The sequence below is a fragment of the Streptomyces sp. NBC_00390 genome (genome assembly GCF_036057275.1).
In the GTDB taxonomy this organism is placed as follows: domain Bacteria; phylum Actinomycetota; class Actinomycetes; order Streptomycetales; family Streptomycetaceae; genus Streptomyces.
Window position 1 is genome coordinate 298,852 of the sequence record NZ_CP107945.1, and the last position, 26,981, is coordinate 325,832.

Annotated in this window: 23 protein-coding genes and 2 pseudogenes; 16 read left to right on the forward strand and 9 right to left on the reverse strand. The window is 70.7% G+C overall.

From position 1 onward, the window contains the following. Window positions 1–119: 119 nt before the first annotated feature. The 4 genes from OHS70_RS01285 to OHS70_RS01300 are packed head-to-tail and all read right to left on the reverse strand — an operon-like array spanning window position 120 to window position 4,418. Window positions 120–521 (reverse strand): DUF742 domain-containing protein, encoded by a 402-nt coding sequence (locus OHS70_RS01285; RefSeq protein WP_328392712.1) that lies wholly within the window; start codon window positions 519–521, stop codon window positions 120–122. After that, window positions 518–937, reverse strand: a complete 420-nt coding sequence (locus OHS70_RS01290; protein WP_328392714.1) for a roadblock/LC7 domain-containing protein — start codon at window positions 935–937, stop codon at window positions 518–520. Before OHS70_RS01290 ends, OHS70_RS01285 begins: the two co-directional genes overlap by 4 nt. Beyond that, window positions 934–3,537, reverse strand: a complete 2,604-nt coding sequence (locus OHS70_RS01295) for a sensor histidine kinase (protein ID WP_328392716.1) — start codon at window positions 3,535–3,537, stop codon at window positions 934–936. The genes OHS70_RS01290 and OHS70_RS01295 overlap by 4 nt, the downstream gene beginning before the upstream one ends. A 56-nt stretch (window positions 3,538–3,593) precedes the next feature. Then, window positions 3,594–4,418 (reverse strand): MHYT domain-containing protein, encoded by an 825-nt coding sequence (locus OHS70_RS01300; protein WP_328392718.1) that lies wholly within the window; start codon window positions 4,416–4,418, stop codon window positions 3,594–3,596. Between the two features lie 161 nt (window positions 4,419–4,579). On the opposite strand from OHS70_RS01300, the gene OHS70_RS01305 reads away from it, so the two are divergent. From OHS70_RS01305 to OHS70_RS01315, 3 genes are all read left to right on the forward strand, one after another. After that, window positions 4,580–5,221, forward strand: coding sequence for a class I SAM-dependent methyltransferase (locus OHS70_RS01305; RefSeq protein ID WP_328405347.1), 642 nt, complete (start codon window positions 4,580–4,582; stop codon window positions 5,219–5,221). A 189-nt stretch (window positions 5,222–5,410) separates the two neighbouring features. Then, window positions 5,411–5,680 carry a hypothetical protein gene (locus tag OHS70_RS01310; protein WP_328405349.1) on the forward strand — a complete coding sequence of 90 codons (270 nt, stop codon included), beginning with the start codon at window positions 5,411–5,413 and terminating at the stop codon, window positions 5,678–5,680. A gap of 73 nt (window positions 5,681–5,753) precedes the next feature. Continuing rightward, window positions 5,754–6,557, forward strand: coding sequence for a hypothetical protein (locus OHS70_RS01315; protein ID WP_328392720.1), 804 nt, complete (start codon window positions 5,754–5,756; stop codon window positions 6,555–6,557). Between the two features lie 294 nt (window positions 6,558–6,851). Here OHS70_RS01315 and OHS70_RS01320 read toward each other — a convergent pair whose 3' ends face one another. After that, window positions 6,852–7,394 (reverse strand): MOSC domain-containing protein, encoded by a 543-nt coding sequence (locus tag OHS70_RS01320; RefSeq protein ID WP_328392722.1) that lies wholly within the window; start codon window positions 7,392–7,394, stop codon window positions 6,852–6,854. Between the two features lie 78 nt (window positions 7,395–7,472). Continuing rightward, the gene (locus OHS70_RS01325; RefSeq protein WP_328392724.1) at window positions 7,473–7,655 is read right to left on the reverse strand and encodes a hypothetical protein; all 183 of its coding nucleotides are present in this window, start codon (window positions 7,653–7,655) and stop codon (window positions 7,473–7,475) included. A 301-nt stretch (window positions 7,656–7,956) separates the two neighbouring features. Between OHS70_RS01325 and OHS70_RS01330 the strand changes: the two genes are divergently transcribed. The 11 genes and pseudogenes from OHS70_RS01330 (at window position 7,957) to ltrA (ending at window position 23,873) form a co-directional block, all read left to right on the forward strand. Continuing rightward, a complete protein-coding gene (locus OHS70_RS01330) occupies window positions 7,957–10,860 on the forward strand; it encodes a DEAD/DEAH box helicase (protein ID WP_328392726.1) in 2,904 nt (967 codons plus the stop codon). Then, window positions 10,857–12,125: an SWIM zinc finger family protein gene (locus OHS70_RS01335; protein WP_328392728.1), complete on the forward strand. Its 1,269-nt coding sequence runs from the start codon at window positions 10,857–10,859 to the stop codon at window positions 12,123–12,125. Before OHS70_RS01330 ends, OHS70_RS01335 begins: the two co-directional genes overlap by 4 nt. 109 nt (window positions 12,126–12,234) lie before the next feature. Beyond that, window positions 12,235–12,435, forward strand: a pseudogene (locus tag OHS70_RS01340) (esterase-like activity of phytase family protein); the annotation flags it as partial. Between the two features lie 204 nt (window positions 12,436–12,639). After that, window positions 12,640–13,233 (forward strand): N-acetylmuramoyl-L-alanine amidase, encoded by a 594-nt coding sequence (locus OHS70_RS01345; protein WP_328392730.1) that lies wholly within the window; start codon window positions 12,640–12,642, stop codon window positions 13,231–13,233. A gap of 58 nt (window positions 13,234–13,291) precedes the next feature. Then, a complete protein-coding gene (locus OHS70_RS01350) occupies window positions 13,292–14,545 on the forward strand; it encodes a GAF domain-containing protein (protein WP_328392732.1) in 1,254 nt (417 codons plus the stop codon). A 160-nt stretch (window positions 14,546–14,705) separates the two neighbouring features. After that, window positions 14,706–16,175, forward strand: a complete 1,470-nt coding sequence (locus OHS70_RS01355; RefSeq protein WP_328392734.1) for an aldehyde dehydrogenase family protein — start codon at window positions 14,706–14,708, stop codon at window positions 16,173–16,175. Next, entirely contained in the window at window positions 16,172–17,734 is a 1,563-nt protein-coding gene (locus OHS70_RS01360; RefSeq protein ID WP_328392736.1) for an APC family permease, read from the forward strand. The genes OHS70_RS01355 and OHS70_RS01360 overlap by 4 nt, the downstream gene beginning before the upstream one ends. A gap of 41 nt (window positions 17,735–17,775) precedes the next feature. Beyond that, window positions 17,776–19,338, forward strand: coding sequence for a GMC family oxidoreductase (locus OHS70_RS01365; protein WP_328392738.1), 1,563 nt, complete (start codon window positions 17,776–17,778; stop codon window positions 19,336–19,338). Between the two features lie 112 nt (window positions 19,339–19,450). Then, window positions 19,451–20,974, forward strand: coding sequence for an acetaldehyde dehydrogenase ExaC (exaC, locus tag OHS70_RS01370; RefSeq protein ID WP_328392740.1), 1,524 nt, complete (start codon window positions 19,451–19,453; stop codon window positions 20,972–20,974). Between the two features lie 290 nt (window positions 20,975–21,264). Then, complete coding sequence (locus OHS70_RS01375) at window positions 21,265–21,750, forward strand: DUF1877 family protein (protein ID WP_328392742.1); 486 nt, start codon at window positions 21,265–21,267, stop codon at window positions 21,748–21,750. Between the two features lie 722 nt (window positions 21,751–22,472). After that, complete coding sequence (gene ltrA / locus OHS70_RS01380) at window positions 22,473–23,873, forward strand: group II intron reverse transcriptase/maturase (protein WP_328392745.1); 1,401 nt, start codon at window positions 22,473–22,475, stop codon at window positions 23,871–23,873. Here the strand turns inward: ltrA and OHS70_RS01385 are convergent. Together OHS70_RS01385 and OHS70_RS01390 are read right to left on the reverse strand one after the other, a co-directional pair. After that, window positions 23,863–24,804: an IS5 family transposase gene (locus OHS70_RS01385; protein WP_328392747.1), complete on the reverse strand. Its 942-nt coding sequence runs from the start codon at window positions 24,802–24,804 to the stop codon at window positions 23,863–23,865. The two genes, ltrA and OHS70_RS01385, sit on opposite strands and share 11 nt — an antisense overlap. A 316-nt stretch (window positions 24,805–25,120) precedes the next feature. Further along, on the reverse strand, window positions 25,121–25,417 hold the full coding sequence (locus tag OHS70_RS01390) for a hypothetical protein (RefSeq protein WP_328392749.1): 297 nt from the start codon (window positions 25,415–25,417) through the stop codon (window positions 25,121–25,123). 53 nt (window positions 25,418–25,470) lie between these two features. Here OHS70_RS01390 and OHS70_RS01395 point away from each other — a divergent pair. Continuing rightward, window positions 25,471–25,710: pseudogene (locus tag OHS70_RS01395) on the forward strand (ATP-binding protein); the annotation flags it as partial. A gap of 138 nt (window positions 25,711–25,848) precedes the next feature. Here OHS70_RS01395 and OHS70_RS01400 read toward each other — a convergent pair. Further along, a complete protein-coding gene (locus tag OHS70_RS01400; protein ID WP_328392751.1) occupies window positions 25,849–26,664 on the reverse strand; it encodes a helix-turn-helix domain-containing protein in 816 nt (271 codons plus the stop codon). Here OHS70_RS01400 and OHS70_RS01405 point away from each other — a divergent pair. Then, the gene (locus tag OHS70_RS01405) at window positions 26,605–26,976 is read left to right on the forward strand and encodes a MauE/DoxX family redox-associated membrane protein (protein ID WP_328392753.1); all 372 of its coding nucleotides are present in this window, start codon (window positions 26,605–26,607) and stop codon (window positions 26,974–26,976) included. The genes OHS70_RS01400 and OHS70_RS01405 overlap by 60 nt on opposite strands. Window positions 26,977–26,981: the final 5 nt, after the last annotated feature.

The window sequence follows — 26,981 nt, forward strand, 5'->3', positions numbered from 1 at the left end:
CACCGGACCCGGGACTCCGTCGGACTTCACCGGGCTCCGCCCGACAGGGCAGGCGGGTCGGGCGGGAACGGTGACGGCTGGTGTCACCGAGGACCCCCGTCTCGAGGGGCGGCAGATCCTCATAGCGCCCTGAGGCCCTCGATCACCTCACGCAGAATCCTTTCGCTCGGCAGCTGGGCAGGGGGCACCGGACGGCTCACCTTGACGTGGCCCGCTTCGAGCAGATCGCCGAGGAGCACCCGCACGACGCCGACAGGCAGGTCGGCGTCGGCGGCGAGCTCGGCGACGGACTGGGTCTCGCTGCGACACAGGGCGAGCAGCGCGCGGTGCTCGGGGCCGAGGAGCGACTCCTCGGCCGACTCGGGCGCGTCCGCGTCGACGACCACGAGGGCGATGAGGTCGAACCGTACGTTGCTGGGACCGGGCTTGGTCCGCCCGCCGGTCATCGCGTACGGGCGGACCAGCGGCCCCGCGTCCGAGTCGTACCACTGGCTGCCGACCGGGTCGGCCGGGCCCGTCATGGCGCGCTGACGCGCGGCGGCGTGCGCAGGTGCTCGCCGACGCGTCTGACGAGGCGGGCCATCTCGTAGGCGATCAGCCCGATGTCGGCGCTGACGGCGGTGAGCACGGCGAGACAGGAACCGTCGCCCGCGGCCGCCACGAAGAGGAACCCGTCGTCCATCTCGACCATCGTCTGGCGTACGGCGCCGGCGCGGAAGTGACGGCCGGCGCCCTTGGCCAGGCTGTGGAAGCCCGAGGCGACCGCCGCCAGATGCTCGGCGTCCTCACGCGTCAGCGCGTTCGACGCGCCCACCGGCAGACCGTCGTTGGACAGGACGACGACGTGCCGGACCTGTCCGACGCGCATGACGAGGTCGTCCAGGAGCCAGTCGAGGTCCCCCCGGTGGTGCGGCGCTGGGTGCAACTGCTCGGTCATCCCTGGTCTCCTTCACTGCCTGGGGCGGGCGAGCCCGGCGCGGCACCGCCGCCACGGGTCCAGCCGTTGCGGAACGCGGTCATCCGGTCGCGTGCCTGTTCGGGGGTGCGGTGCACGGGCTCATCGCCCGTGTGGGGCTCGTCGTCCGGCTGTGCGGGCTTCATGGCCTCCCGCAGCTGCGGTACGAGACTGGCCTGGCGGACCCGTCGCGGAAGCTCGCCGTCGGCGGACTGCGGTACCGGGTCGCGTCGGCGCAGGGTGGTGACCCCGGCGGGTCTGCGGGGTTGCGGTTGCGGTTGCGGTTGCGGTTGCGGTTGCGTGGATGGTCCCGGCTGCGTGCGGGGTTCCGGCTGCGCTTCGTCGTGCCGGTCGCCGCGGTGGTCGGTCTCCCGGCCGGTCCGGGCCTCGAGCACCCGGCGGGGCGCCACTGCCGCGACGGGGGTGCTCTCGTGGCCCTCGGGGGCGGGAGCGGACCGGGGCCTTTCCTCCTCGGGCGGGGCGGGTCGTCGGCGGGAGCCGTCCGCCGCGGGCAGTGCGCTCTGCAGCAGCGTGGTCGGCAGCAGGACCACAGCCGTGCTGCCGCCGTAGGGGGACGGGCGCAGCTGGACCTTGATGCCATGGCGCAAGGAGAGCCTGCTGACGACGAACAGTCCGAGACGGTCGCTGTCGAAGAGGTCGAGGGCCTCGGACTCCTCCAGCCGTCGGTTGGCCTCGGCCAGGGCGTCCTTGCCCATGCCGAGTCCGCGGTCCTCGATCTCCAGGACGTAGCCGTTGCCGACCGGTTCCCCGCTGACCCGCACCTTGGTGTGGGGCGGGGAGAACTGGGCGGCGTTCTCGACCAGTTCGGCCAGCAGATGCGTGACGTCGGCGACGGCCGCGCCCACGATGGCCGTCTCGGGCAGCTGGCGCACCTCCACCCGCGCGTAGTCCTCGATCTCCGAGACGGCGGCCCGTACGACGCTGGTGAGGGGGACGGGCATGCGCCAGCCGCGCCCGGGGGCCGCGCCGGACAGGATGATCAGGCTCTCCGCATGCCGGCGCATACGCGTGGTGAGGTGGTCGAGCCGGAAGAGGTCGCCGAGCTCGTTCGGGTCGTCGGCCCGGCGTTCCATGGCGTCGAGCAGGGTGAGCTGGCGGTGGACGAGGATCTGGCTGCGGCGGGCCAGGTTGACGAAGACGCCCGAGATTCCGTCCGCCAGTTCGGCTCGTTCGACGGCGGCGCTCAGCGCGGCGCGGTGCACCGTGCCGAGCGCCTCGCCGACCTGGCCGATCTCGTCCTCGGCCGCGGCGCCCTCGGGGGCTTCCGCGTGGATGTCGATCTGCTCCCCGGTACGCAGCCGGCGCATGGCGTTCGGCAGCTTGCGCCGGGCGATCTCCAGTGCGCTGTTGCGCAGGCTGATGAGTTCGATGACGAGAACACGGCCGATGCGTACCGAGATGACCAGGGAGATCGCGACGCCGGCCAGTCCGAGGGCGACCGCCGCGCCGGCCCCGGTCAGCATGCCACCGGTCACCGGGTCGACCCGGTCGGCGGCGCGCGCCCGGGCGTCGGTCTCGATCGTGCGCATGCCGTCGCGTACGGCGGTATGGGCCTTGTCCCACCTGGCGGCCGGGACGGCGGAGGCCGCTTTGCCGCCCGCGGGTGCCGCTGCGACCGTCCGTTCCGCCGTGCCCAGCCGCTGGTAGCCGTCGCGTTCGGTGAGTTCGCGCCAGGCGGCGCGCTCGGGCCCGCGCAGATCGGTCGCCGCGGCCTCGGCGAGCGCGCTGCGGGTGGCGGCGGCGCCCGTGAACAGCCGCTGCCGCTCCGCGTCGAGCGAGCCCACAAGGTGGGCCGAGCCGAGCAGGGCGTCCTCGCGGGCGAGCATCTCGCCGGCCCTCACGAACTCGAGCAGGACGCGCGCGTCGGAGCCGGGTCCCGCGTCCTGCATGCCGCTGAGCGATCCGTGGACGTCGAACGCCGCGGCGATCACGGTGTTGTATCCCTCGTACGCCGTCAGCCAGGTGCTCTTGCGGTCGAGCACGGCCGTGCGCAGCGCTCCCAGTTCCTCCGCCCGGGAGACGAACTCCCCGAGGCGCTCGGCCACTTCACCGGGCACCTCGCCGCCCGCCGCCACGGTGTGGCTGTCGTCGAGCCGCAGCCGGCGTACGGCGTCCTCGGTGCGGCGCGCCTCCGACTCGAGCGCGGCGGCGCGTTCGCCGGAGGGCGCGGCGATCTGCCTCATGGCCGCACGCCGTTCGGCCTGCAGTGCCGATACGGCAGCCCCGACCGGTTCGCGCACCTGCTCCTCGATGCGCTGCAGCTGCCGCAGCCGGGCCACGTCCTGGGCGGTGGTGACGGTGGCGAAGCCCCACAGCGCCAGCAGGGACAGGACGGGCACCATCAGCAGCGAGATGATCTTCGCGCGTACGGTCCGGGGGCGGGGCAGGAACCGCCCGCGGATGCGTGTCGGCACCTGCACGCTCTCGGCCCGCGGTGCCTGTCCGGTGTGCTCGACCGCGGGCGGTCCGGCGTGCGCGCGTCGTCCGCGGGCCGACGTCCCCTGGAGCGGTGGGGACGCGGGCGGGGTCTTGGCACCCTGGGTCCTGCGGGGTGTGCGCATGGCCTCCTCGTTCCGGTACAGGTCTGTGACGGCGGCGTCGCCGGCTGCGGCACGCCCTAGGCGGGCGTGGTGGTGGGGGACGTGGTGGCGGGGCCGTGGGCCTCGGCAGCGGCGGCCTCGGGGTCGGCCGGCAGGCCCGCCGAGGTGTAGGCGGCGCGTTCGCTCACGGTCGGCGAGAGCGCGACGAACGCCGAGGTCACGAAGAGGTAGGACCCGAGACCGACGGCGAGGGGGAAGATGAACTGCATTGCCGAGGCCCCGGGCAACGGGCCGCCGGCCGGCGTGACCTCGACGCCGACCGCGAGCATTCCCGTGTAGTGCATGCTGCTGACCGCCGCTCCCATGACGAGCGACGCCACGGCGACGGCCACGGGTGCCTTGATGTTGAGCGCCGCCCACAGGGCCGCGGTCGCCGCCACCACCGCGATGACGACGGACAGGGTGACGAGCAGCGGGTCGTAGTGCACGGAGCCGTGCAGTCTCAGAGCCGCCATGCCCATGTAATGCATGCTGGCGACGCCGAGCCCCGTGGCCAGCCCGCCGATCAACAGGGCCCTGCCCCGGTCACGGCCGAACCCGACCCAGAAGACGCCGGCGCCGACGACGAGCATGGCGACCAGCAGGCTGAGGATGGTCAGCGGCACGTTGTAGCGGATGTCCGTGCCGCGGACGGCGAAGCCGAGCATGGCGACGAAGTGCATCGTCCAGATACCGGTCCCGATGGCGGAGGCCGCGGTGATCAGCCAGTTGCGACGGGAGCGGCCGGTGGTGCCGAGGGCGCGCACGGTGCAGCGCAGCCCGAGGGCAGCGCCGATGACGGCCATCACGTATGACAGCGCGGGTGTCAGCAAGCCGAAAGCGGCGTGGTCCAGGTGTCCCATGGCTCAGGGACGCTAGACCCGAGGGGGGCGCACGCCCGGGGCGCGGATCGAAAGCCGACGGAATATGACAGAGAGGTGTGTATGAACGATCGCGCCAAGTTCGAACGTGCGCACCGAACAGTCATGTGACGTACCGACGAGTCATGGCGGATCATGTGCACATGGCCGACGACCACACACACGTCCAGGAGTTCTTCGGCGCCCGGGCCGCCGACTGGGACAAGCGCTTCCCCGACGACGGCCCGGCTTACGCGGCGGGCGTCGCGGAGCTCGGACTCGGCCCCGGGGACGCCGTGCTCGACGCGGGCTGCGGCACGGGGCGCGCCCTGCCGTTCCTGAGGTCGGCGGTCGGGCCGGACGGCACGGTCCTCGGCATCGATCTCACGCCCGGGATGCTGGATGCGGCCCGGCGTGCCGGACGGCACACGAGCGGCAGCCTCCTGCTCGCCGATGTGGCCGTGCTGCCCCTGCGGGGCCGTGCCCTGGACGCGGTGTTCGCGGCAGGGCTCATCGCCCACCTGCCTCAGCCGCAGGAGAATCTGCGGGAGTTGGCGCGCGTGGTTCGGCCCGGCGGACAGCTGGCGCTGTTCCATCCCATCGGCCGGGCGGCGCTCGCCGCCCGGCAGGGGCGGCAGATCACCCCGGACGACCTGCGCGCCGAGCCCAATCTCCGTGCGCTGCTCGCCGGTTCGGGCTGGCGGATGACGTCGTACACGGACGAGGACGCCCGCTTCCTGGCGCTGGCGGTCCGGCAGGGCGAGGAGACGCAGCCCGGCGCGGCCGCCGTGGCGCCGACGCGCTGATGCCGGACAGATGCCGCCATCGGTTCTCGCCGTTGCCGGGCGAGTTGTGCTCTCGCGGCCGACCCGACTCCGCGTGAGGATGGAAGACTTCAATCGAAGCGGCGTCCGCCGCTCCCTGGGAAGGTGGTCCGTGTGTTCGGCCGAATCCGCTCGTTCTTCGCTGCCCGCGCTGCCGGCCGGGCCGCCCGGCTGGCGCCGCCCGCGGTCCCGCGCCCCCGCCCGCCGCAGCACAACATCTTCGAGGCCGCCGCGGTCTATGTGACGGCGTGCGCCGAGGACGACCAGGACCGGATCGACGAAGCGACGCGCTGGGTGTCCCCCGAGGCGCTCATGTTCGGAGTCAACGAACTGGCCTGCCGGGCCGTGATCGCCCTCGCCCGCGAGCGGGACGAGCCGGTGCACACGGTGGCTCACAGCCTCCTCGGGCTGCCGAGCCAGGATGCGGGCTCATCACATTAGCTTCACCGCCCCTCGACGTGCGCCTCGGCCAGTGGTTATGGTGCGCCGACGAACGATCGGACGGGGAGGTGCCGTGGCCGGGGCGGAGGAAGCCGTCGACGACGACGCGCTGTTTGTGCTGACCGCGGTGCTGCTGACACCCGCGCAGTTCCCGAGTGTGCTCGGCGACGACTACCCGGCCGCGTGCGAGGCCCTGGAGCTCGAGCCGTACGCCGAGGGATACGGACTGGTCCTCGGCCAGGACTCCGCGGGCGCCCGCTGGACGGTGGTGATCGACGACGTGTCGCTCGTCGCGGTCGCCATCGCCTCCTGGGACTGCGGCATGGAGTACGACCTGTCGCCCGACGAGCGCTCGGTCGTGTGCGCGCTGCCGGGCTGGCCGCTCGCGGTCGCGGTCGCGGCTCCCGGTGTCCCCGATCCGCACGACCCGGAGCCCGAGGAGGGTGACCGGACGCCCCTCGCCCCGCCGGACACGGACTCCTGGGGGCCGGCCCAGCGCCGGCTCGGGGCGGACGAAGTCGCCCTCCAGTGGGCCACGTGGCGGGACCAGATCGATGACGCCCAGGTGCTGCCCTCGCCGGACACGCCGGAGGCGGAGATCAAGCAGCCCAACGCCGGCGTGCTCCGCGCGCTGGAGCAGGCGCGCGCGTATGTGGAGGCGGCCCCGCCGCCCGGTCGTGTCCGCTCCTCCTTCGCCCCGGGCGGGGCACGGACGCTGCGCGCCGACGGACCGGGCTGGTCGATGGTGGCCAGGACCGACGACATCGCGTTCGTGCTCCTCGACGAGGAGCCCTGCGAGGTACTGCCGGTGGGGCGAGGGCCCGAGCTGCCGGGGCTGCTGGAGGCGCTGGACAAGATGGCCGTGCGCCCGTCCTGAGCCCGTGGCTCTGCGGTGAAGCGGGCGGCGCTGCGCACAGGCCGGCATGGTGCTGCGGCGCCGACGCGGACCCGGTCGCGGCAACGGCCTCACCGACACGCCCGCGTCGCCGCGTGAACCGCGCGGAGAGGCCGTGCGGATCGCTCCGGGACCACCGGCGCACCGCTCGCAGTCCACGCGCACCGCGCGACGGGCGTTGGCGCACCGCCCGCGGACCGTATGCGGTCGCCAGGTCCGCGGGCGGGGTCCTGGTCACTGTCTCGTGCGGCACCGGAAGTCCGCTGCACATCCGCTTTAGACACGCTCGAGCGGGTGGTGCGGCCTTTCGGGCAGCTCGACCGTGATCGGGTCACCAGGCCTGACCACGCCTCCGGTCCTGACGACGCCCATGATTCCGGCCTTGTACACGACGGCGCCGTTCTCGTCGCGTCCGACGACCCGCTTGAGCAGGCCTTTGCGGAAGGCGTCGATCTGCGCACAGGGGTTGCGCAGACCGGTGACCTCGACGACGGCTTCGGATCCCAGCCGCAGCAGGGTCCCGGTGGGCAGGGCGAGCAGGTCGATTCCGACGGTGGTGACGTTCTCCCCCAGGCTGCCGGGCGAGACCTCGTGCCCGGCCGCGCCCACCTCGTCGAACAGCTCCTGGTGGATGAGATGAACCTGCCGGAGATTGGGCTGCGTGGGGTCCTGTGCGACACGCGAGCGGTGTCTGACCGTCACCCCGGCATGGACGTCGCCCTCCACGCCGAGTCCCGCGAGCAAAGTGATGCTCTCGCGCGTCGGCTTGGTGAACGCGTACTCCCCGTTGCTGCTGACCGCCGTGACCGCTGCACCCATCGCGCCGGGCTCCCCTCCGTGCCGGTGATCACCGGCGACCCTACCCCGGCTGCCCCGGCACGGTTCGAGAGGATTGGATCAGCGCCCTATCTCCTTGCGGGAGACCCGGCGCAGCCTGCGGCGCTGGCTCGGGTCCAGCATGAAGTACGCGGCTGTCGGCACGCCGAGAACCACCAGCAGCGACCACCAGAAACCGATCAGCGGCCACAGGAGCAGACCGACGGCCACTCCCCCGATCACGATCTTTGTACGTGTCGACATTTCCGACGCCTCCTTCGCGGCCGTGGCCGCTCCTGCTGTGAGAACGCGCACGCCCGCCCGACGGTTCCAGTAGCGGCATACCGCCGCTCGGAGCGGATCAAGCGTAAGTACCGGCGGCACTCGACGGCCATGGCGCCACCACCCGGAACAGACCGGGGGCAAGCCGGTGGCCGGGGGCGGCATCACCACAGTCCATCGGCAACGGCTCCCGCGTGATCCACATCACCGGACCGTTTCCGTCGCGACGAGCTTTCGGTGGGGTACCCTCGGCGGCTCGGACCACAGTAGTCAAATTTGAGGAATGCGCATCGCTGTGCACCGGCTCTCCACGGCAACACCCTGCCCGCTCTCCGGGTCCACCCTCGCCGAACTGATCCACTGCTCCGCCGTCTTCGTGCCGGGCGACCCCGCCCGCACCGGCCGCATCGCCTTCTGGCACCCCGACGGCGGCGAACTCCCGTCCGGCCCCGGCTCCGTCGAGCCGCTCACCGTGGTCACGAGCGACCTGCGGACCGCAGCCGTACCGGCGATCCACCTGTCCGTACGTCACGCTCTGCCCGTCCTGACCAGGGCACGCACGGCACACGACGCCTCGACGTCCACGGCCTTCTGGGGCGCGGTCGCCCTGCTCGCCCTCCACCTCACCGCGCGCGGGCTTCTGTTGCCGGGGCTGAGCGCCTCGGACACGGACGTCTGGCGCGCCGGCCCGCTCACGCCCGAGGACCTGGAGCGGGTGCGTACGCTCGCGGCGTCGATGCCGCCCGCCGCGCACTGCACCCCGCTGGATGCGACGGCCGGCCCGCTCCTGCTGCCCGAACCCGAGCGTTTGCTGCGGCAGTTCCTCGACGCGGTCGCGGACACCCTGCCGCGCACTCCGGCGGCCCCACTGGCTGCGGGCGGCCCTGCCTTCGCGGCGCACGAGCCGCAGCGGCTGCCCGGCAGGCGTGCCTGGGCGGCGGACGTGGCCGCCGGTCATGACGCGGGCGTACGGCTGTCGCTGCGCATCGAGGTGCCGGGCCTCGAGCGGACAACGGACGTGACCGGCGCCGGGCCCACATTCCGTGCGGTGCTGCAGATGCACAGCGTCGCCGATGCGTCGCTCGTCGCCGACGCCGCGGACGTCTGGGCGGCGAGCGGTCCCTCGGCCGCGGCGTTCGGGCCGCGTGACCGCCTGGACGCGCTGCTCGCACTGCGCCGCGCGGCGCGCGCCTGGCAGCCGCTCGCGCCCCTGCTGCACGCCGCGGTACCCGATGCGATCGAACTTGCCGACGAGGAGATCACCGAGCTGCTGGGCGACGCGACCCGCGCGCTCGCGGCCGCCGGCGTCCAGGTGCACTGGCCGAGGCAACTGGCCCGCAAGCTCACCGCGCGTGCCGTCATCGGTCCGCCGGAGGAGAAAGCGCAGCCGTCGGACGACGGCTCGTCCGGGCTGCCGTCGTTCCTGTCTGCCGACGCGCTGCTCGCCTTCAACTGGCGGTTCGCGCTGGGCGGCACGGAGCTGACCCGGGCGGAACTGGACCGGCTCGCCGAGGCTGGCCGGCCTCTGGTGCGCCTGCGCGACGAATGGGTGCTCATCTCCCCGGACGAGGCACGGCGCGCCCGCGACAGCCAGGACCGCAGGGTCTCCCCCATCGATGCGCTCGGTGCGGTGCTGACCGGCTCCACGGAAGTCCAGGGGCGCCGCGTCGAGGTGGCGGCTTCCGGTCCGCTGGAGGGGCTGCGAACACGGCTCGCCGACCCGGAGGGCGGCGCCCCGGAGATCGGTCAGCCCGCGGCGCTCGCCGCAACGCTGCGGGACTACCAGCTGCGCGGCCTGGGCTGGCTGAACCGCATGACGTCGCTGGGTCTCGGCGCATGCCTCGCCGACGACATGGGCCTCGGGAAGACGATCACCCTGATCGCGCTGCATCTGCACCGGCAGACGGTCGAGTCGGCCGCGGGCCCCACCCTGGTGGTGTGCCCGACGTCGCTGATGGGCAACTGGCAGCGCGAGATCGAGCGGTTCGCGCCCGGCACCCCCGTACGCCGCTTCCACGGCGGCGCACGCAGTCTCGACGTGCTCGGTCAAGGCGAGTTCGTGCTCACCACCTACGGAACGATGAGACTGGACGCGGCCCGGCTCGGCGAGGTCGCCTGGGGCATGGTGGTCGCCGACGAGGCCCAGCATGTCAAGAACCCCTACTCCGAGACGGCCAGGCAGCTGCGCTCGATCGGGACGAAGGCCCGTGTCGCACTCAGCGGCACCCCCGTGGAGAACAATCTCTCCGAACTGTGGGCCATTCTCGACTGGACCACCCCGGGGCTGCTCGGCCGGCTCGGTCCCTTCCGCACCCGCTATGCCCGGGCGGTGGAGGGCGGTGACCCGGCGGCCGCACAGCGACTGGCGGCGCTGGTACGGCCGTTCCTGCTGCGCAGGCGCAAGTCCGACCCGGGCATCGCACCCGAACTGCCGCCCAAGACCGAGACCGACCGGGCGGTGTCGCTGACGCGCGAGCAGACCGTGCTGTACGAGGCGGTCGTGCGCGAGACCCTCGCCGCCATCAGCGAGGCGGGCGGCATGGAGCGGCGCGGCCTCGTGGTCAAGCTGCTCACCGCGCTGAAGCAGATCTGCAACCATCCGGCGCAGTACGTGAAGGAGCACAGCCCCGGGGCGGAAGGGCCGCGGATCGCGGGCCGTTCGGGCAAGCTGGAGCTGCTCGACGAGCTGCTGGACACGATTCTCGCCGAGGACGCCGGCGTTCTCGTGTTCACCCAGTACGTGCAGATGGCCCGGCTTCTCGAGCAGCATCTCGCGGCGCGTGGGATCCGTACGCAGTTCCTGCACGGCGGGACCTCTGTCGCCGAACGGGAGGCGATGGTGGCGCGCTTCCAGAACGGTGAAGTGCCGGTGTTCCTCCTGTCGTTGAAGGCGGCGGGCACCGGGCTGAATCTCACCAGGGCCGAGCATGTCGTGCACTACGACCGCTGGTGGAACCCGGCCGTCGAGGCGCAGGCGACCGACCGGGCCCATCGCATCGGCCAGGACCGGCCGGTGCAGGTGCACAGGCTGATCACCGAGGGAACGATCGAGGACAGGATCGCTCAGATGCTGGCGCGCAAGAAGGAGCTGGCGGACGCGGTCCTCGGCACCGGTGAGGCCGCGCTGACGGAACTGACGGATGCCGAGCTGGCCGAGCTGGTGGAACTGCGGGGGACTGATCGATGAGCGAGCTGGAACGGACGTTCGCCGCACTGCCTCCCGCGAGCGGGAGGGGCTTCGCACGGACGTGGTGGGGGCGCAGCTGGCTGCAGGCGCTGGAGGACACGGCCCTGGACAGCGAGCAGCTGAAGCAGGGCCGCAGGCGTGCGCGTGAGGGTGCGGTCGGCGCGGTGTCGGTGCGTCCCGGGCGGATCACCGCGGTCGTACGGGACCGGGACGGCACCGCGCACCGCAGCGATGTGCTGCTGCAGGAACTGACCGAGGAGCAATGGGACCGCTTCCTCGGCATGGCGGTGGACCGCGCAGGCCACATCGCGGCGCTCCTCGACCGCGAGATGCCACCCCATCTGGTGGAGGACGCGGCAGCCGCCGGGGTCGAACTGCTCCCGGGCATCGGTGATCTGGAGCCGGAGTGCAGCTGTGAGGCATGGGACCACTGCCCGCACACGGCCGCGCTGTGCTACCAGATGGCACGGCTGCTGGACGAGGATCCGTTCGTGCTGCTGCTGATGCGGGGGCGTGGAGAGCGCCGCCTCCTCGACGAGCTGCAGGTGCCCAGCGTGACGCGGGCGCATGTGCCCGGACAGGACGACGTCGAGAAGCCCGGAACGGCGGGCGTACGGGCGGACGAGGCGTTCGCCGCCGGTGGCATCCTGCCTCCGCTGCCCGCTCCCCCACCGCTGCCGCCCGAGCCGGGACCGGGACCGGCCCTGGACACCGGGACACCGCCGGAGCCGCCTCTCGACCCCGCGGCGCTGGAGTTCCTGGCCTCGGACACGGCGTCGCGTGCCCACCGGATGCTGGCACAGGCGCTGACGCCCGGCCATCAGGAGCCGTCGGCGGAAGCGGAACTGACGCAGGATCAGGATGCGGTACGGATGGCGGCGCAGCTGCCGGGCCCGGTGATCACGTCCCGGCTGGCAGCGGCCACCGCACGGCAGCCGGCGCAACTGGCCCTTGCGGTACGGGCATGGGGGTACGGCGCGGTAGCAGGGCTCGCGGTGTTCGAGGAGGGGTGGACGCCCGATGCCGAGGTGCTCGCGCGGGCGACGACGGCGCTCGACGAGGCATGGGACGCCGCCGACCGGCCGCAGCTGCGTTCGGCGGGTCCGGCCTGCTGGACGGTGGCCGGTGCCCAGGCGCAACTGCGGCTGAGCGCGGACGGCCGCTGGTGGCCGTACCGCGAGGAGCGCGGCGTATGGGCGCCGGCGGGCCCGCCTGCCGCCGACCCGGCGACGGCCCTGGCGGGCGCGACGGGCGACGCAGGCTGAGCCGGTCCTCCAGGACCCCGGGGCCCACCGCACGGAGGCCTCCAGGCCGTCGCGCTCGGCCCCGGGGACGAGCGCGACTCCGGCCGCCGGGAGTCCGCCGACAGGACCGGACCTCGGCACGGTGGCGGGTGTGCCGGGCAAGGTCGAGGGGGTCGCGCTGGTGGGGCGCCGCACCCTCGCGGTCGTCAACGACAACGACTTCGGGATGACGGACGGCCCCCAGGCGTTCGACGCCCAGGGACGTCTGGTGGACAGCGGTGTGGAGACGTCGGTGACCTTCGTTCGGCTGTCCAGGCCGCTGCTCGGTTGACCCGCTTCCGGTGACGGGCGGCAGGTGGCGGGGCCTCAATCCGGCGGGGAGCAGCGGTAGTCGGCGGATCGCGGCGTTCCACACGCGCCGGCCGGGAGGCGGTGCCGTGGGGACACGTGCGGTGCCGGGTTCCACCGGAAAGGGTCCTCGGCGCGGCATCCTCGTCCTGGACCGCACGACCTGCCCCCCACCAGGAGATTCCCCATGGACCGTCGAAGTCTGCTCCGGCGCGCCGCTGCGACAGCCGCGGGCGGTGTACTGCTGCCCGCCGGTGGTGCCCGAGCCGCCGCGCCGGCCGCCGTCCGGGCCGGTACCGACCATCCGTCCGCCCAATGGCGCCCCGCCGCCGCGTCCAACTACACCGCCTCCAACAGGCCTTCCGCCCATCCGGTGCGGTACGTCGTCATTCATGTGACCCAGCAGACCTACGCCGACACCCTGGCGGTCTTCCGGAACCCGGCGAAGAAGGTGTCCGCGCACTACGTGGTGCGCTCGTCGGACGGTCAGGTCGCCCAGTGCGTACGGGAGCGCCACATCGCCTGGCACGCGGGCAACTGGACGTACAACACCCAGAGCATCGGCATCGAGCACGAGGGCTGGGTGAACAGGCAGGCGTCCTTCACCCATGCCCTGTACGAGCGGTCGGCGGCGCTGACCGCGACAGTCTGCGACCGCTACGGCATCCCGAAGGACCGGGCCCACATCATCGGCCACAACGAGGTGCCCGGTGCCACCCACCGCGACCCGGGCCCCTACTGGGACTGGTCGCGCTACATCCGTCTCGTCAATTTCGCCTGACGCACGGGCGCTTGTCGGTCCCCGCAGCCTGGTTCACGATGGGCCGCGGGAGGCCGAGTTGAGCGATACATGGGTGGCCCTTGAGCCCGGCACGGATCCGGCGGAGCGCATCGCCGCCCTGCGCCGGGCACACAGCGCGTATCTGACGGCGGGACGGGTCGAGCAGCCCGTGCGTCCCGTGGTCGCCGACTCCTGGCGGCGCTCGGCCCGGGCGCGGGTCAGTCCGGAGGGTGTGGCGGGTGTCGAGCTGGCCGGTGAGGATCTCGGCGCCTACCGCGAGAGCCATCCGCTGGCGCGGGTGATGCCGCTGGTGAGGGAGCTGACGGGCGCCTACGCCATGGACGGGGAGCATCTGGTCGCGGTGTGCGACGCGCACGGCCGGCTGCTGTGGGTCGAGGGTCCGCCGGCGACCCGCCGCAAGGCGGGCCGGATGAACTTCGTGCCCGGTGCGCGCTGGGCCGAGGCGGTCGCCGGGACGAACGCGCCGGGGACGGCGATCACCGTGGACCGGCCGGTCCAGGTGTTCGCCGCCGAGCACTTCCGCCGCCCCGTGCAGTCATGGACATGCGCCGCGGCTCCGATCCACGACCCGGGAACGGGGCGGGTGCTCGGCGCGGTCGACATCACCGGCGGGGACCGGCTGGCCCATCCGCACAGCCTGGCGTTCGTCGGGGCGGTGGCCCGGGCCGCCGAGTCGCAGCTGGCGCTGCTCGCACCGCCTGTCACGGCCGGCTCTGTCCGGCTGAGCGCGCTGGGCAGGGACGAGGCGCTGCTGACGGCCGGGGGACGGACACTGCGGCTGAGCCGGCGCCACAGCGAGATCCTCGCGGTCCTGGCGGCGCGTCCCGAGGGCATAGGCGGCGACGAACTGCTGGTGGCACTGTACGAGGACGAGTCGGTCAGCTCGGTCACCCTGCGGGCGGAGCTGTCGCGGCTGCGGCATCTGCTCGGCCCGGAGCTGCTGCTCTCACGCCCGTACCGTCTCGCCGTGCCCGTCGAGGCGGACTTCCGGACGGTGGCCCGGCAGCTGGCGTCGGGCGCGGTGACCGGCGCGCTCGGCGCGTATCCGGGCCCGCTGCTGCCCGCTTCGCAGGCGCCCGCGGTCGCGCGTACCCGCGAGCGGCTGGCGAACCAGCTGCGTACGGCGCTGATCGCGCGCGGCGACCCGGGGCTGCTCGCGGACTGGGCGTACAGCCCGTGGGGCGAGGACGATCTCGCCGTGTGGCAGGCGCTGGCCTGCGCGCTGCCCGCGGCGCAGCGTCCCGTGGCACTGGCCCGCGCGCAGGAGCTGGACCGGCTGCAGGGCTGCTGACGGCCCACCGGAATGGCCCGCACACCCATACCCGAACAATGGTGCGACCACTCCTGGTACCGATTGCCCGCTCCCGCACTGCGGACCCGGTCCGCTCTCCGTAGGGTCATTGGGTGGAGCACCCAGGCGGTGCCCGGCCGTCCGACCCCGGAGGTGCGCGATGCCGGAGCTGTTCATCGGTGGCGAGTGGACCACCGCCGTCGACGGGCAGGTGCGCGAGATCCGCTGCCCCGCCGACGGCACGCTCGTGGCCGTGGTCGACGAGGCGGGCCCGAAGGACGCGGCTGCGGCGGCCGCCGCCGCGCGCGACGCCTTCGACAGCGGTCCGTGGCCGCACACACCGGCCGCCGAACGCGGCCGGCTGCTGCTCCGCGTCGCCGATCTGCTGGAGCGCGACAAGGACGCACTCGCCCGCGCCGAATCCCTGGACACCGGGAAGCGGCTCGTGGAGAGCGAGTACGACATGGACGACATCGCCGCCTGCTTCCGCTACTTCGGACACCTGACGGCGGCAGGCGGCACCGACAGGATCGTGGACACCGGCAACCCGCGGACGGACAGCCGGGTGGTGCACGAGCCGGTCGGGGTGTGCGTCCTGATCACCCCGTGGAACTATCCGCTGCTGCAGACCGCGTGGAAGGTCGCCCCCGCGCTCGGCGCGGGCAACACCTTCGTCCTCAAGCCGAGCGAACTGACGCCGCACACCGCCGTCATGCTGATGCGGCTGCTGACCGAGGCTGGACTGCCCGCCGGGGTGGCCAATCTCGTCCTCGGAGCGGGGCCGGCCGTCGGCGGGCCGCTGACCGAGGACCCCAGGGTCGATCTGGTGTCCTTCACGGGCGGTCTGGTGACCGGGAGGCGCATCATGGCCGCCGCCGCGCCCACGGTGAAGAAGGTCGCCCTGGAGCTCGGCGGCAAGAACCCGAACGTCGTGTTCGCCGACGCGGACTTCGAGGCCGCCGTCGACCACGCCCTGATGGCGGTGTTCCTCCACTCGGGCCAGGTCTGTTCCGCCGGGGCGCGGCTGCTGGTGCAGCACAGCCTGCACGACCGGTTCGTCGACGAGCTGATCCGGCGGGCCCGGGCGATTCGGGTGGGCGGCCCGTTCGATCCGGAGGCCCGCACGGGTCCGCTGATCTCGGCCGCGCACCGGGACAAGGTCGCGGCGTACGTGGCGGCGGGGCTGGCCGAGGGTGCGGTGCTGCGCTGCGGCGGCACACCGCCGGCGGATCCGTCGCTGGCCGACGGTTACTACTATCTGCCGACCGTGCTGGACGAGTGCACACCGGGCATGTCGGTGGTGCGCGACGAGTCGTTCGGCCCCGTGCTCACCGTCGAACGCTTCCGTGACGAGGAGGAGGCGGTCGCGGTCGCCAACGACACGATGTACGGGCTGGCCGGCGCGGTCTGGTCGCAGGACGTCGGCCGGGCGCAGCGGGTCGCGTCCCGGCTGCGGGCCGGCACGGTGTGGATCAACGACTTCCATCCGTATGTGCCACAGGCGGAGTGGGGCGGGATGAAACAGTCCGGCTTCGGTCGCGAGCTCGGCCCGGCAGGCCTGGCCGAGTACCAGGAGACCAAGCACATCTGGCGGAATCTGGACCCGCGGCCGCAGAGGTGGTTCGAATGACGACGGACCGGGCCGACGCGGCGCCGGGGGCCGGCGGAGGCGGACACGACGACGATTCGCTCACCGAACTGGGCTACCGCCCCGAACTGAAACGCACCCTCGGCAACTTCCACACCTTCGCCGCCGGGATCAGCTACATCTCGATCCTGACAGGCACCTTCCAGCTGTTCTACTTCGGCGTGGCCTTCGGCGGCCCCGCCTACTGGTGGTCCTGGCCGATGGTGTTCGCCGGCCAGCTGATGGTGGCGCTGTGCTTCTGCGAGCTGGCGGCCCGCTACCCGGTCGCCGGATCGGTCTACAACTGGTCGAAGAAGATGGGCGGTCCGCATGTGGGCTGGCTCGGCGGCTGGATGATGATGACGGCCACCATGGTCACGCTCTCGGCCGTGGCGCTCGCATACCAGATCACGCTGCCGCGGATCGACGCCGGGTTCCAGTTCGTGGGCGACGGGAGCGGTGAGAACGACGCGGCGGCCAACGCCGTCCTGCTGGGCTCGGCGCTCATCCTGTTCTCGACGCTGGTCAACGCATTCGGGGTCAAGCTCATGGCCCGGATCAACTCCGCCGGAGTGTTCATCGAGCTGATCGCCGCCGTCGCCCTGGTCATCTTCCTGGCCGCCCACATCACCCGCGGGCCCAGCAGCGTGCTCTTCGACACCGCCGGCAAGGGAGCCGGCGAACCCCTCGGCTACCTGGGCGCCTTCCTCACCGCCTCGCTCGCCTCCGCCTATGTGATGTACGGCTTCGACACGGCCTCGTCACTCGGGGAGGAGTCGCACAACCCCGCCCGCAACGCGCCCCGCGCGATCCTGCGGGCGCTGATCGCCTCGTTCGTCATCGGCGGTTTCATCCTGCTGTTCGCTCTGCTGGCCGTACCGGACCTGCAGGCGGACGAGCTGGCCACGGAAGGCCTGCAGTACGTGGTGCTGGTGACCCTCGGAGCGACCATCGGCGAAATCTTCCTGTGGTGCGTGGTCGTCGCGATCACCGTCTGCGTCCTCGCGGTGCATGCCGCCGGCATCCGGCTCATGTTCGCGATGGCCAGGGACAACAACCTCCCGGTGGGGTCGGTGCTCGCCCGGGTCAGCCCCCGCTTCCGGACGCCGGTGGTTCCCGCGGTCGTCATCGGCGTCGTGGGGGTGGTCATCCTGGTCATCAACATCAACCAGCCGCAGATCTTCTCGGTGATCACCAGCATCGCCATCATCATGATCTATCTGGCGTATCTGCTGGTCACGCTGCCGATGCTGATCCAGCGCCTGCGCGGCCGCTGGCATCCGAAGGAGGGCCGGTTCTCGCTCGGCCGGCTGGGACTTCCGATCAACATCCTCGCCGTGCTGTGGGGTGCGGCGATGTCCCTCAACCTCGCCTGGCCGCGCGCCGAGGTCTACAACGCCACCGGGGACCAGCACTGGTATCTGCGCTGGGGCGCGTTCCTGTTCATCGGCATCGTCGCGGTCGGCGGCTTCGCCTACTACTGGTTCGTGCAGCGTCACAGGACAGGGGTGCTGGCCGAGCATGCGACGCAGACGGCCGCCGAACCCACGTCACCCTCCTGATGACCTCCCTCCACCCCCTGGTCCCCGATCCTGGAGACGCCATGGCCGCTCAAGCCCTGCCGCCCGAATTCGACTATGTCGTGGTCGGCGGCGGCACCGCCGGTGCGGTCGTCGCCGCACGGCTGTCGGAGGACCCCGAGGTCAGTGTCTGTGTGCTGGAGGCAGGCCCCTCCGACGTCGGCGACGAGAGAATTCTGCGGCTGAACCGGTGGATGGAGCTGCTGGAATCCGGCTACGACTGGGACTACCCGGTGGAGCCGCAGGAGAACGGCAACAGCTTCTTGCGGCACGCCCGGGCCAAGGTGCTCGGCGGCTGCTCCTCGCACAACTCCTGCATCGCCTTCTGGGCGCCGGCCGAGGACCTGGACGAATGGGCGGCGATGGGCTGCACCGGCTGGAGCGCAGCGGACTGCTTCCCGCTGTACCAGCGGCTGGAGACCAACGACGCGCCCGGTGACCACCATGGCCGCTCCGGGCCGGTGACGATTCGCACCGTGCCGCCCGACGACCCCTGCGGCACGGCGCTGCTGGCCGCCTGCGCGGCGACGGGCATCCCGACCAGACCGTTCAACACGGGACGTACGGTCGTGCGCGGCGCGAACTGGTTCCAGATCAACGCCCGTTCGGACGGCACCCGCTCCTCCGCCTCGGTCTCCTATCTGCATCCCGTTCTCGGCAAGCGGCCGAACCTCGATGTGCGGACGGGGCTGCAGGCCAAGCGGCTGCTGTTCGACGAGGGCGCGCGCTGCTCGGGTGTGGAGTATCTGCAGCCCGACACGGTCCATTCAGCAGTGGTACGGGCCCGGCGCGAGGTGATCGTGTGCTGCGGGGCCATCGACTCGCCGAAACTTCTGATGCTCTCGGGCATCGGGCCCGCCCGGCATCTGCGGGAGAGCGGGGTGGACGTCCGGGTCGACTCCCCCGGGGTCGGATCCCATCTCCAGGACCATCCCGAGGCAGTGATCATGTGGGAGGCGAAGCAGCCCATGGTCACCACCTCCACCCAGTGGTGGGAGATCGGTGTCTTCGCCGACACCGAACCGGGCCTGGACCGGCCGGATCTGATGCTGCACTACGGCTCGGTGCCCTTCGACATGAACACCTACCGGCGCGGCTACCCGACCACGGACAACGCGTTCTGCCTCACCCCGAACGTCACCCGGGCACGCTCGGAGGGCACCGTGCGGCTGCGCAGCCGGGACTTCCGGGACAAGCCGAAGGTCGACCCGCGGTACTTCACGCACGAGCACGACATCCGGGTGATGATCTACGGGCTGCGCCTGGCGCGCGAGATCGCGTCCCAGGCCCCGCTCGCGCCGTGGGCCGGCGCCGAACTCGCGCCCGGCCCGGACACCACGACCGACGAGGAGCTGTTCTCGTACATCCGCGACACCCACAACACCGTGTACCACCCGGCTTGCACGGTCAGGATGGGTGCGGCCCATGACCGTTCCTCCCCGCTCGACCCGCAGCTGCGGGTGAAGGGCGTCAGCGGGCTGCGGGTCGCGGACGCGTCAGTGATGCCGTTCCTGCCCACGGTCAATCCGTGCATCACCACGATGATGATCGGCGAGAAGTGCGCGGATCTGATCAAGGCGGGCTGACGGCGACGGGTGGCCGAGCGCACCCGACCGCAACCTGGTTGCAACGTTGTGGCTCCTAGCCTCGCGGCGCGTGCCGTCCAACGTCGGACGGCACACTCCCGGGAGGTTGGACATGACCCGTTACGCAGCGCCCGGTACGGACGGCGCGATCGTCTCGTACGAGTCCCGCTACGACCACTGGATCGGCGGCGCCTACGTCCCGCCCGCCCGCGGGCAGTACTTCGAGAACCCGAGTCCGGTCAACGGCAGGCCCTTCACCGAGGTGGCCCGTGGCACCTCCGAGGACGTGGAGCGGGCGCTGGATGCGGCACATGCCGCCGCACCGGCGTGGGGACGGACCTCCCCCGTCGAACGCGCCACCGTCCTGCTCAGGATCGCGGACCGGATGGAGGCGAACCTCGAACGGCTCGCGGTGGCCGAGAGCTGGGAGAACGGCAAGCCGGTGCGTGAGACTCTGGCCGCCGACATTCCGCTCGCCATCGACCACTTCCGCTACTTCGCCAGCGCCGTGCGCACCCAGGAGGGTTCGCTCAGCGAACTCGACGACGACACGATCGCCTACCACTTCCATGAGCCGCTGGGTGTGGTCGCGCAGATCATTCCGTGGAACTTCCCCATCCTGATGGCGACCTGGAAGCTGGCTCCGGCGCTGGCGGCGGGCAATGCGGTGGTGCTCAAGCCGGCCGAGCAGACCCCTGTGTCCATCCACCTCTGGATGAGCATGGTCGCCGATCTGCTGCCGCCGGGCGTGGTGAACATCGTCAACGGCTTCGGCGAGGAGGCGGGCAAGCCGCTCGCGTCCAGCAGCCGGGTCGCGAAGATCGCGTTCACGGGAGAGACCGCGACAGGGCGGCTGATCATGCAGTACGCCTCCGAGAACCTCAAGCCTGTCACGCTGGAGCTCGGCGGAAAGTCGCCGAACATCTTCTTCGACGACATCTGGGCGGTCGATGACGACCTGCGCGACAAAGCACTGGAGGGCTTCACGATGTTCGCCCTCAACCAGGGTGAGGTGTGCACCTGTCCGTCGCGGGCGCTGATCGGGAGCGGGCACTACGGCGAGTTCCTCGAGGCCGGCATCGCTCGCACGGAGCTGATCGTGCCCGGCAATCCGCTGGACACCGAGACGATGATCGGCGCGCAGGCGTCCAACGAGCAGCTCCAGAAGATCCTTTCGTATCTGGACATCGGCCAGCAGGAGGGTGCGAAGGTACTGAGCGGGGGTCAGCGCATCGAGCACGGCGGCGAGTTGGCGGGCGGCTACTACGTGCAGCCGACGATCTTCGAGGGCGACAACCGTATGCGGGTCTTCCAGGAGGAGATCTTCGGCCCGGTCGTCGCCGTCACGTCCTTCTCCGACTTCGAGGACGCGATCTCCGCGGCGAACGACACGCTGTACGGGCTCGGCGCGGGTGTCTGGACCCGCGACATCAACACCGCCTACCGCGCGGGCCGGGCCATCCAGGCGGGCCGCGTGTGGACGAACTGCTACCACGCGTACCCGGCGCACGCTGCCTTCGGGGGCTACAAGCAGTCGGGTATCGGCCGCGAGACGCACCGGATGATGCTGGACCACTACCAGCAGACGAAGAACCTGCTGGTGTCGTACTCACCCAAGAAGCTGGGCTTCTTCTAGACAGGAAAAGGGCGCCTGACCACGGAAGTTGCTTGTCAGGCGCCCTCCGCAGCGCACGGCTGAGCGGTCAGGCGAGATGCGCTCTTACTCCCGATATCTCCCACTGGTATCCCAGCTCCGACCAGCAGTTCCGGGGCACTTCCGGGCCAAGGTCCCGCTAGGCCGTGTATCGAAAGAGTCCTGCTGAGCACCGCGAGCCGATTTCGACGGCACGTGGCTGTCAGTGCCCTCAAGTAGGTTCTGTCCGTTCGGCCTGACAGGTGGGTCGTGGAGCTGAGGGATTCGTCGTAGTGAGCATCTACCTGCACTTTCGTGCCGTGGCTGAGTCCGAGATCCGGGATGACCACACCTGGCTCGCCGCGTTCATGTCAGAGGCTTGGGAAAACGACGACGCCGAGTACGCCGCAGGCATCGCCCACTCGATCAACAAGGGCTGGGACGCTGTAAACGACTTCTACGCAGCCGCCGATGCCCTCTATACAGACGCCGACGAGCCCTGGAATTTGCCGATCTACGGCGGCCGCCCGGTACCCCACAGCGCTGACGCCGATCCCTCCGATCCCCCGCTGATGCTTCTGGAGCCGTCTGGGGTGTCACAGGCCGCGCGTTTCCTTACGACTGTCTCTTTCGACGAGCTGTGGAACGTCGTCGACGCAAGGTTCAGCGCCCTCGGCCGGACCAAGCAGGAGCACCTCGAACATCACAGGAACCTCCAAGAGTTCTACGGACAGGCGGCTTCGGCAGGCCACGCGGTGGTCAAAGCGGTATGGGCTTGAGTCGTGGCTCGTGCTGATCACAGCCATTCGTTGATGGCCGCGACCAGCACGGTCGCCTCGTAGCGGACGGCGAGTTTGTCGTACCGGGTTGGTGCGCCACGAGGCGCCATGGAGTCGAGTGAGGTGAGAGACCTTCACCGCCGGGTTGTCGCAGCAACCTGGTTGAAGCAGGGGGCAGTTCGCCTCGGGGGATGCCGAGGTGGGCGGTAAGCAGCCCCGACAACGTCGGGACGGGCTGGCACTGCCAGACAGCCCGGGTCCGGCTAGCGAGACGGGAAGGTGCACGCGAGGAATCAGTGTCTGACGCCCCGTAATTACGACACCGGCTCGAACCTGGCGGATCTGGGCCGGACGCAGTGCACGACCACCGCTGGCCGGTGATCGACTCCGAAGCCGACTCCACGTATCGGCGGGGAGGCCACGCCGAAAGCCTGCGGCGTAAGCGTGGCGATGCTGCCGGGGTAGAGCTGGGCACCTCACCCGTCGATCGATTCCGTGGTGAACGTGGGAACTGCCCGCGGTCGCCCCAAGCCGGACCTCCAGTCCGGTGGAGGGCAGGCCCATCGCCGGCTGATGGTCGTCGGGCAGGACGGAGGCTCCGTAGTACTCGGAGGCCGGGAGAGCCGGCCACATGGGGAAGGGGGCCAGCAAGTCGGCAGTAAGGACACTGGAATGCCAGGAGGTTGTCGCCGGTGAATACCGACGAGCTGGAGTGGGCCTTGATGAAGGCCGAGCGCCGGGTACTGGAGATCCAGACCAAGCTGCACCGTTGGGCTGCTGATGATTCTCATCGCAGGTTCGACGATCTGTTCAACCTCGTGGCCGATCCTGCCTTCCTGTTGGTGGCGTGGGATCGTGTCCGGGGAAACAAGGGTGCCCGCACGGCCGGAGTGGACGGGAAGACCGCACGCTCCATCGAGGCCGGGCAGGGGGTCGAGATGTTTCTCGGCAGGCTGCGGACTCGGATCAGAGACCGCAGCTTCCGACCGGTTCCCGTCCGTGAGCGGATGATTCCCAAGGCGAACGGCAAGCTTCGTCGTCTTGGGATTCCGACCGTGGCGGACCGGGTGGTCCAGGCGTCCTTGAAACTGGTGCTGGAGCCGGTGTTCGAAGCGGAGTTCCTCCCGTGTTCCTATGGGTTCCGCCCGAACCGCCGGGCTCATGACGCGATCGCCGAGACTCGCTATCTCGCCAGCCACGGATATGAATGGGCGGTGGAGGGCGACATCACGGCGTGCTTCGACGAGATCTCGCACCCGGCCCTCATGGAACGGGTGAGGAATCGGATCGGGGACAAGCGGGTGTTGTCCCTGGTGAAGGCGTTCTTGAAGTCCGGGATCCTGTCCCGGGACGGAGCCTTCACGGACACACGCACTGGGACCCCGCAGGGCGGGATCCTGTCGCCGCTGCTGGCCAACATCGCGCTCTCGGTCCTGGACGAGCACATCGCCCAGGCCCCCGGAGGAGCAGACAGCGCCTCCGAGGATCGGCGCAGGAGACGGCGCCGGGGGTTGCCCAACTACCGGCTGGTCCGGTATGCGGATGACTTCCTCGTGCTTGTCTTCGGGCGCCGTGAGCACGCCGAGGAATTACGCGACGAGGTCGCGGAGGCGTTGAAGCCGATGGGCCTTCGCCTGTCGGTGGAGAAGACAAAGATCACGCACATCGACGAGGGCCTTGATTTTCTCGGATGGCGCATCCAGCGTCACCGGAAGCGGGGCACTGACCGGCAGTACATCTACACCTATCCGGCACGGAAATCAGTGCGTTCCGCAACGGCCAAGGTGAAGGAACTGACCGGACGGCAGAACGTCGGCTTGTCGTTGGAGTCCTTGCTCCACCGGCTGAACCCGGTGTTGCGGGGATGGTGCGCGTACTTCCGTCCCGGAGTGTCGAACGTCGCTTTCTGCTACCTCAGCCACTACACGTGGATGAGGGTGACACGGTGGATCCGGCGCAAGCATCCCGGGATCACTTGGAAGCAGCTCCGCCGACGTTATTACGGCGATGGCTGGTGGCCTGTCACGGAGGAAGCGGAACTGTTCAACCCGGCAAAGGTAAGCACGACCAGATACCGATACCGGGGGACACTCATCCCGACCCCGTGGCCCATTACGGCATGAAGAACTGAACACGCCGAAACTGGATTTGCGGAGAGCCCGGTGCCCGGAGACGGGCACGCCGGGTTCGGGAGGCGGCTCGGGGAAACCCACCGATGGAGACACCGGCAGGGCGCCCCGAGTCGACCTCACCGACAGCGCGGTGTCTCTTGAGGCGGTTGATCCCGCACTCGACCGCGTGGCGTTCGCGGTAGTCGACCGGGTCGAAGCGAGGCGGCCGGCCACCGCGGGAACCGCGCTTCCGGCGGTTGCGGGCCTGGTCGGCCTTGTCGGGGATGGTGCAGCGGATCCCGCGGCGGCGCAGGTAGGCACGGTTCCTGCGGGAGGCGTACGCCTTGTCCGCCCGCACGCGATCGGGACGGACCCGTGGCCGGCCCGGACCGACGCGGGGCACGCGAACCCTCTCCAGCACCGGTTCGAACTGCGGCGAGTCCCCGCGCTGCCCGGCCGTGACCACGATGGCCATGGGTTTCTGGCCCTGCTCGACAGCCAGGTGGAGCTTGGTGGTGAACCCGCCGCGCGACCGTCCCAGCCCATGATCACGGGGCTCGGTGAAGACACCGCCCGGTGGTTCCTTCTGCAGGTCGCCCTGCTTACGGGCGCCGGCCGCGTGCTGGTGGGCGCGGCAGACCGTGGAGTCGACGTTCAGGTCCCAGACGATCGCGCCCTTCGCGTCGGCCAGGGACTGGAGGCGGGTGAGGATCCGGTGCCAGGTGCCGTTCCTCTGCCATCGGCGGAACAGGTCGTAGACCCGGTTCCACGGGCCGTACTCGGCGGGCACGTCCCGCCACGGAACGCCGGTCCGGACACGGAACCGTATGCCGTCGATCAGCTGCCGCCGAGGCCAGACGGGCGGCCGCCCCGCCCTGGCACCCTTCGGCAACAGCGGCTCCAGCACTGCCCACTGCTCGTCCGTGAGATCTCCCCGACCCATGAACCGTGATCATTCACAGCCCAAGATCCACTTTCGATACACGGCCTAAGTCGCCCTCCGCGTCGCCCATCGGTGCCTCCCAGCGCTGCATGGACTCCTCGATCAACCGGTTCGCATGGTTCCGCGCTTCAGCCAGGGACTTGGCGTAGTAGCGGAAGAGGACCTGGATGCTTTGTCCGGCTCGGCGCGCGCACTCGGCGGGGTCGACTCCGGAGGCCAACCAGAACGAGATGCCGGCGTGGCGCAGGTCGTAGGGGCGTTTCGCCAGCTCAGGGGCGTGCTCGTCAAGGGCGAGAGTGGCCTCACGCGCTTGCCCTCAGGTAATGCCGTACGCCGAGGCATCGATGTAGTTCCCCGCTGCGTTGCGGAAGAGAGGTCCGTCGGGTGCCACTCCAAAGGTTCGTATGTGCTCGCGCAACATGCGGACGAGCACTGGTGGGATAGGAACCGGCCGCGTGGCCTTGGCTGCTCGCCGTTTCAGGGAGTGGATCTCATGGACAGCGCCGTCATCCGTCCATTCCTTACCTGCAGTCACCACACCACCCTTCACGTTCAGAAGTCCCCAGCGCTCCTTGCCCATCGTGTTGGGCTTGGCCTGTGCCGCCCTGGACATCGACGCAACCCTGGTGACCTGCCACTCGGAGAAAGAAGAGGCCGCCGCCACCTCTGGGCACCGAAGCCGCGATGAAGGGCTATCGGGTGGGCTACACGCTCGCGACGAAGCTGGTCAACGAGCTGGTCGAGGCCGCCGACGAGAAACAGCTGAACAAGACCATCGCCCGCTACGGCCGCGTCGATCTTCTCTGCATCGATGAGCTGGGATACATGGAACTCGACCGCCACGGCGCCGAACTCCTCTTCCAGGTCCTGACCGAACGCGAGGAGAAGAACAGCGTCGCTATCGCCTGTCGGCGTACGCCTGAACGCGGCCCGGTCAGGTACAGCAATACGTCCCCCGCCCTGAAGCCGGTTGAGTACCTGAGGGAAGGCCCGGGCCGCCAGATCTCTCAGGGGACGGGGCATGTCGGGCCGGCAAGGGCCGCCCTACGCTTCAGTGTGTCGCAGAGAGGCAGGCGTACGCCCTATGAAGTCCCGCGCAGTACGGGTGAGGTGGGCCTGGTCGGCAAAGCCTGCGGTGGCTGCGGCCAGGGCGGCAGTCGAATCCGGCAGATCGGTGATCGCGCTGCGGAGCCGACCCCATCGGCGCAAGCGGCTAAGCGCAATGCCCACGTCCTGCCGGACCAGAGCGCGCAGCCGTGGGGCCGACAGGCCGACCTCGTTGGCGATGGAGGTGATGGGCATGTCCGGATCGCGCAACGTGCACAGGTGGACGGCGTGAGCGACTCTCGGATCGAGCGGGTTCGGGCACCCAGCGAGTGCCCGCAGCTCGGTGTATCCGGCGGCCAGGTCCACACCGGTGCCGGGACCGTCGGAATCGGGGGTGCCGAGCGCGGCGAGCAGGCGGCGGACCTCGCCGGCATCGAGCCGTATCGGTCCCGGGCATGAGGGCAGCAGCCAGGAGTCGATGAACAGGGCGATGTAGGGCGAGGTCGACGCGCAGCTGTGGGCCAGCTGGGGCGGAACGATCAGCCCGGGCGCCGCCACCATGGGCCGTCCCGGCTGGAGGAGTTCGGCATGGCCGCCCATCGGCAGCACGGCTTTCCACGCGGGCAGCTGGTGTGGGGCGACGCGGAACGGGCGGGATTCGGCGAACATCGTCGCCTCGGCGCCGGAGGCGAAGACGACGCGGCGATCGTTTTGTTCAAGTGCCCAGGCACGCGGTGAACGGATCATTGTGCCATGCACGCTATCGCTGCCGTCGCGTTGGCGGTGTTCCTGATCGTCACGGGGGTCATGCATTTCCTGGTCCCTAGCTACTTCCGCATGTTGGTGCCCGCCTGGCTCCGCCGGGAGAGGTTCCTCGTGGCCGTCACGGGGGCGGCAGAGGTCGTGGTGGGTGCGCTGGTGCTGGTTCCGTGCAGCCGGCCGGCCGGAGGCTGGGCCGCCGCCGTCCTGATCGCCTGTTACCTGGTGTCCCACGTGGACGCGCTGCGACGCGCGCGGCCGGACCGGCCCCGGCTTCTGGATCGGCCGGTCGGCGCGGTGGCTCGGCTGGTGGTGAACGTCCTGTACATCGCCTGGGCAGTCGCCGTGTCCAGATCCGCAGTCTGACACCG

Bases quoted from the DNA above. Each gene is read 5' to 3' on its own strand.
- OHS70_RS01365 (WP_328392738.1), top strand. From the start codon at position 17,776: ATGGCCGCTCAAGCCCTGCCGCCCGAATTCGACTATGTCGTGGTCGGC.
- OHS70_RS01295 (WP_328392716.1), bottom strand. From the start codon at position 3,537: ATGCGCACACCCCGCAGGACCCAGGGTGCCAAGACCCCGCCCGCGTCC.
- OHS70_RS01320 (WP_328392722.1), bottom strand. From the start codon at position 7,394: ATGGGTGCAGCGGTCACGGCGGTCAGCAGCAACGGGGAGTACGCGTTC.
- OHS70_RS01335 (WP_328392728.1), top strand. From the start codon at position 10,857: ATGAGCGAGCTGGAACGGACGTTCGCCGCACTGCCTCCCGCGAGCGGG.
- OHS70_RS01385 (WP_328392747.1), bottom strand. From the start codon at position 24,804: ATGGGTCGGGGAGATCTCACGGACGAGCAGTGGGCAGTGCTGGAGCCG.
- OHS70_RS01330 (WP_328392726.1), top strand. From the start codon at position 7,957: ATGCGCATCGCTGTGCACCGGCTCTCCACGGCAACACCCTGCCCGCTC.
- OHS70_RS01400 (WP_328392751.1), bottom strand. From the start codon at position 26,664: ATGCATGACCCCCGTGACGATCAGGAACACCGCCAACGCGACGGCAGC.
- OHS70_RS01390 (WP_328392749.1), bottom strand. From the start codon at position 25,417: ATGTCCAGGGCGGCACAGGCCAAGCCCAACACGATGGGCAAGGAGCGC.
- OHS70_RS01290 (WP_328392714.1), bottom strand. From the start codon at position 937: ATGACCGAGCAGTTGCACCCAGCGCCGCACCACCGGGGGGACCTCGAC.
- OHS70_RS01405 (WP_328392753.1), top strand. From the start codon at position 26,605: ATGCACGCTATCGCTGCCGTCGCGTTGGCGGTGTTCCTGATCGTCACG.
- OHS70_RS01345 (WP_328392730.1), top strand. From the start codon at position 12,640: ATGGACCGTCGAAGTCTGCTCCGGCGCGCCGCTGCGACAGCCGCGGGC.
- OHS70_RS01360 (WP_328392736.1), top strand. From the start codon at position 16,172: ATGACGACGGACCGGGCCGACGCGGCGCCGGGGGCCGGCGGAGGCGGA.
- ltrA (WP_328392745.1), top strand. From the start codon at position 22,473: ATGAAGGCCGAGCGCCGGGTACTGGAGATCCAGACCAAGCTGCACCGT.
- exaC (WP_328392740.1), top strand. From the start codon at position 19,451: ATGACCCGTTACGCAGCGCCCGGTACGGACGGCGCGATCGTCTCGTAC.
- OHS70_RS01325 (WP_328392724.1), bottom strand. From the start codon at position 7,655: ATGTCGACACGTACAAAGATCGTGATCGGGGGAGTGGCCGTCGGTCTG.
- OHS70_RS01305 (WP_328405347.1), top strand. From the start codon at position 4,580: ATGGCCGACGACCACACACACGTCCAGGAGTTCTTCGGCGCCCGGGCC.
- OHS70_RS01355 (WP_328392734.1), top strand. From the start codon at position 14,706: ATGCCGGAGCTGTTCATCGGTGGCGAGTGGACCACCGCCGTCGACGGG.
- OHS70_RS01300 (WP_328392718.1), bottom strand. From the start codon at position 4,418: ATGGGACACCTGGACCACGCCGCTTTCGGCTTGCTGACACCCGCGCTG.
- OHS70_RS01285 (WP_328392712.1), bottom strand. From the start codon at position 521: ATGACGGGCCCGGCCGACCCGGTCGGCAGCCAGTGGTACGACTCGGAC.